This window comes from Streptomyces sp. NPDC005899 (assembly GCF_040629645.1).
Taxonomy (GTDB): Bacteria; Actinomycetota; Actinomycetes; order Streptomycetales; family Streptomycetaceae; genus Streptomyces.
The window spans coordinates 1-5,297 of the sequence record NZ_JBEXWB010000395.1; the positions used below are offsets into that span (position 1 = coordinate 1).

At 75.3% G+C, this 5,297-nt stretch carries 2 protein-coding genes; one reads left to right on the top strand and one right to left on the bottom strand.

Going from position 1 to position 5,297, the window contains the following annotated elements:
* Positions 1 to 134: 134 nt before the first annotated feature.
* Positions 135 to 2,543 carry an HAD-IC family P-type ATPase gene (locus ABZ371_RS28415; protein ID WP_358684803.1) on the top strand — a complete coding sequence of 803 codons (2,409 nt, stop codon included), beginning with the start codon at positions 135 to 137 and terminating at the stop codon, positions 2,541 to 2,543.
* Positions 2,544 to 2,571: 28 nt separating this feature from the next.
* Here ABZ371_RS28415 and ABZ371_RS28420 read toward each other — a convergent pair.
* A partial coding sequence (locus ABZ371_RS28420; protein ID WP_358684805.1) for a molecular chaperone Hsp90 occupies positions 2,572 to 5,297 on the bottom strand: 2,726 nt, incomplete at its 5' end.

Sequence of the window (5,297 nt, forward strand, 5' to 3'; positions counted from 1 at the left end):
CGGCGAACTGACGCGCGTTCCCCGAGTCCCGCACCGGCCCCGACGGTCCGGCGCCCGGCCGTCCCGCCGGCCCGGCCGGACCGTCCGGTCCTCCCGGCGGGTGGAGCGCCCCCTCCGCCCGTACGGTCGAAGACATGACGCAGCGGGCACTCGACTCCTCCGGTGACCGGCCGGCCCCCGGCCGGCCCTCTCCCGCGCCCGCCCCGCCCTCCGGGCTGACCGCCTCCGAGGTCGCCGAGCGGGTCGCCCGCGGCGAGGTCAACGACGTGCCGGTCCGCTCGTCCCGCTCGGTCACCGAGATCGTCCGGGCGAACGTCCTCACCCGCTTCAACCTGATCATCGGCGTGCTCTGGGTGATCATGCTGAGCGTCGCGCCGATCCAGGACAGCCTCTTCGGCTTCGTCATCCTCGCCAACACGGGCATCGGCATCATCCAGGAGTGGCGGGCCAAGAAGACGCTGGACAGCCTGGCGGTCGTCGGGGAGGCCCGGCCGACCGTCCGCCGCGACGGGACCGCGGCCGAGGTCTCCGTCTCCGGGATCGTCCTCGGCGACCTGATCGAGCTCGGGTCCGGCGACAAGGTCGTGGTGGACGGCACGGTCGCGGAGGCCGACGGCCTGGAGATCGACGAGTCGCTCCTCACCGGTGAGGCCGACGCCGTGGTCAAACAGCCCGGTGACCCGGTGATGTCGGGCAGCTTCGTCGTCGCGGGCGGCGGCTCCTTCACCGCGACCAGGGTCGGCCGCGAGGCCTACGCCGCGCAGCTCGCCGAGGAGGCATCCCGCTTCACCCTCGTCCGGTCCGAGCTGCGCAGCGGCATCAGCACGATCCTCAAGTACGTGACGTGGATGATGGTGCCGACCGCGATCGGCCTGGTCATCAGCCAGCTCGTCGTCGAGGACAACGACTTCAAGGACTCGGTGGCCCGCACGGTCGGCGGCATCGTGCCCATGATCCCCGAGGGTCTCGTGCTGCTCACCTCGGTCGCCTTCGCCATCGGCGTCATCCGGCTCGGCCGCAGGCAGTGCCTGGTGCAGGAACTCCCCGCCATCGAGGGCCTGGCCCGGGTCGACACCGTCTGCCTGGACAAGACGGGCACCCTCACCGAGGGCCGCATGGACGTCACGGAGGTCCGTCCGCTGAACGGCGCCGACCAGGCGTACGTGGGCCGCGTCCTGGGCGCCCTCGGGGCGTCCGACCCGCGGCCCAACGCCAGCCTCCGAGCGGTCGTCGACGCGTACCCCGACGGGCAGGGCTGGGAGGTCACCGAGGCCGTGCCGTTCTCCTCGGTCCGCAAGTACAGCGGCGCCGCGTTCACCGAGGACGGCGGCGGCACGTCCGCCTGGCTCCTCGGCGCCCCCGACGTCCTGCTGTCCGACGGTGACCCCGTCCTGGCCGGCCTCGGGCACCTGGACGCGCAGGGACTGCGGGTCCTGCTCCTCGCCCGGGCACGCGGCCGGCTGGACGCTGCGGACGCCGTCGCGGAGGCCGTCCCCACCGCGCTGGTCGTCCTGGAGCAGCGGCTCCGGCCGGACGCCGGGGACACCCTGGCCTACTTCGCCGAGCAGGACGTCGCCGCCAAGGTGATCTCGGGCGACAACGCCGTCTCCGTCGGCGCGGTCGCCCAGAAGCTGGACCTGCCGGGCGCGGCACATCCGGTGGACGCCCGCCGGCTGCCCGACGACCCCGACGAGATGGCCGGCGAGATCGAACGCCACGCCGTCTTCGGCCGGGTCACCCCGCGGCAGAAGCGGGACATGGTCGGGGCCCTCCAGGCACGCGGCCACACGGTCGCGATGACGGGCGACGGCGTCAACGACGTCCTGGCGCTGAAGGACGCCGACATCGGGGTGTCCATGGGCTCCGGCTCCGAGGCCACCCGCGCGGTGGCCCAGATCGTGCTCCTGGACAACAGCTTCGCGACGCTGCCGTCGGTCGTCGCGGAGGGCCGCCGGGTCATCGGCAACATCACCCGCGTCGCCACCCTGTTCCTGACGAAGACCGTCTACTCGGTGCTCCTGGCGGTCCTCGTCGTCTGCTTCCAGGTGGAGTACCCCTTCCTGCCGCGCCACCTCACGCTGCTCTCCACGCTGACGATCGGCGTGCCCGCCTTCTTCCTGGCGCTCGCGCCGAACAAGGAGCGGGCCCGCCCGCACTTCGTGCGCCGGGTGATGCGCTACGCGGTCCCCTCCGGGGTCATCGCGGCGGCGGCCACCTTCGTCACGTACCTGGTGGCCCGGCACCACTACGCCGGGGCGGGCGCACTGGGCGCCGAGACGAGCACGGCGACGCTCACGCTCTTCCTGGTCTCGATGTGGGTCCTGGCGATCATCGCCCGCCCCTACACCTGGTGGCGGATCGTCCTGGTGGCGTCGATGGGGCTGTGCTTCCTCGTCGTGCTGGCGGTGCCGTGGCTCCAGCACTTCTTCGCGCTGAAGCTGGTGGGGCCGGTGATGCCGTGGACGGCCGTCGGGATCGCGGCGGCCGCGGCGGCACTGCTGGAACTGACCTGGCGGCTGGTCGGCCGCCGCTCCCCCACCTGAACCGCGCCCGCCACGGCCCGGACACGGTTCAGTCGAACCAGCGGTCCCGGGCCAGCTCCTCCGTCCGGGACGGGTCCTCCAGCAGGGCCGCCACCTCGAAACGGCGCGGCCACTGCCCGGCGGCCCAGGCCAGGCCCGCCGCCACACCCTCCAGGGTGGACGCGTGCACCACCCCGTCCGGGGTGCGGCGCCAGTCCAGCTCGACGCCGCCGGCCCGTAGTTCCCCGTGCTCGACGTACGTCTCCGGGGTCCCGGCGCCCAGCAGGGCGCGCACCGATTCCGGTACGCGGTGCTCCTCGCCCTCCGTCGTCACCTCGGCCTCGACCGTCTCACCGAGTCGCCGCACCTGGAGCAGCTCGGCCAGCTCCGCCGCCCGGACGGGGGCGACCGGCAGCAGCGGGATGCCGGCGGTCAGCGGCAGCACGTCCGGGGCGTCGGCGATCACGGCGTCCGCCGCGTCGACCACCCGCACCTCGTCGTCGACCACGGCCCGCAGCTCGTCGGGCAGCGTGACCTGCTCGGGTTCCAGCTCGGCGAGCGCCGTGTAGAGCGAATGCAGCTGGACGGGCCCGACGGGCCGGTCCTCGTCCGCGAGCCGGCCCAGCAGCTCGGCCGCCCCGCCGGGCTCGTCCAGCAGCGCGGCCACCGACGTCCGTACGCCGAGGGCCCGCAGCACCTGCGCGTCGTCGAAGCCCGTCGCGTCGGCGGGGTCGTACAGGCCGGCCAGGCGGGGGTCCCCGCCGGCCGCGCGCAGGCCCGCCGGGCGCCGGCCGCCGAGGACGGGGTGGTCGCGCAGCCACCAGGCCGTGTACGGGCGGACGGACTGCGTCGTGCCGTCGGGGAGCAGGACCCGGACCGGCTGCGTCAGCGCGTCGCGCAACGGGGGCCGGGCGAGCATCGCGAGGGCCTGCGGCCAGGCGTCGTCGTCGACGAGGTCGAGGTCGCGTACGGCGACGAGCTCGGTGGCGACCGGCGGGACGGGGGTGTCCGGGAGCTGGTCGAGCACGTCCTCGCACCACACGTCGACGGCGTCGAGGAGCCCCGCGTCGTCGGGTTCGGCGAAGTCACCGTCCCGGGGTTCGAGTTCGTCGGGGTCCAGCACGACGTCGGTGGCCCGCACGAGTGCGAAGGTGGCCAGCACGCCGCAGGCGGTGAGGGGCTGTTCGCCCCACCGCTCGGCCAGCTCCGCGTCGCACAGGGCGAGTTCGCCCTCGCGCATGACCTGGGCGAAGGGGCTGCCGGGCAGCACCAGCTCACCGGCGGGCGCCGCCTCCCCGTCCTCGTCGGGCAGTGCGAGGGCGCCCAGCCAGGGTTCGTCGCCCGGTTCGAGGTCCGCGTCCCGTACGAGGGTGAGGACGGTGTCGGCGAGTTCGTCGCCGTCCAGGGCGTCCTCGTCCCAGATCTCCCCCGCGTCCAGCGACCCGGCCACGGCGGCCCGGACCTGAGGTGTCGTCAGGACGGCCCGCGGGGTGGCGGGCAGGGCGCCCAGCTTCTCCAGCAGCGGGTGGGCGGCGTCGGGGTGGGCGACCTTCAGCCCGAGCCGCGACAGCCGGGAAAGGACGGGCGCCGTCAGGGCGTCGGGCAGCGGCAGGAGGACCTGGCGGGGCCCGATCGTGGTACGGGGCGGGTGGGAGTCCGTGGGCCCCGCCAGCGGGACGGGGAGGCCCGAGAGGCGGTCCGGGTCCACGCCGGACAGGCTGTCGTACAGCCTGCGCCACCAGTCCGGGTCCCGCTCCAGGCCGGCCAGCCGGTCGATGGCCTCGGTCAGCGGGACCCGGGCGACGCCGAGGGTGCGGAGCTCGGTGCGGCGCTCCAGCCCGGCGGGCAGCAGGCAGGGCAGGACCTCGGCGAGGACCCGTACGGTCTCGGCGCCCACTCCCTCGACGACCTCCGCCTCGATCGGCCGCAGCCCGGCGGGCGCCGTGCCCGGGGTCCCGGCGCCGGTCTCCCAGTCGCCCCACTCCCCGCCGCCGGCGGCCTCCGGGTCACGGGGGGCGGCCGGTTCCAGGAAGGCGATGCGGGGCAGCCGTTCCAGGATCGCGGCCCGCAGCGCGCCGTCCAGCACGCCCTTGCCGAGCGGCCCCGGCACGAGCGCGATCGTGGCCGTGGACAGGGGCTCCCACCCCGCGAGCAGCTCCGCGTAGGCGTCGGCGGCGCGCTGCACCAGGAAATCGGTCAGCGGACCGGGGGCGGGGTGCCTGCGCGTGGTGTCCAGCGGCAGCGAGGCGATGAGCAGTGCGGGGACGCCGAGCGGCTCGTCGGTGGGCGTCGGCGCGTGCACCACGGGGGCGGTCCGGGGGTGCTCGGGCCCCCCGTCCTCCGCGACCGGCACGGCCCAGGTCACCGACCAGTACGGCCGCAGCCGCTCCTCGACGGGCCGGCCGGCCAGCAGGCCGGGCTCCAGGGAGCCGTGGCGGGAGACGGTGCGCCAGCGGCGGGTGCCGTGCGCGCTGTCGTCGACGTGGGTGTACGGGCCGTGCTGCGAACGGCTCAACGTCCGTACGCCGTCCGGCGTTTCGATGACGACCTCGTCGAGGCCGGGCAGCGTCAGCAGGAGCGCGTCGTCCACCCCGGCGAGCAGCCGGACCACGAGGTCCTCGGCGACGCCGTCGCGGAGCGGCAGGACCACGACGGTGTCGTACCCGTCCGGCGCGGAGCCCTCGGCGGGCAGCGGGAGCCGCAGCAGGGGGACGTGGCCGTCGCGGCGGCGGAGCTCGTCGCCGAGGCCGGGGCTGCCGACGGCGGCCTGCCGGG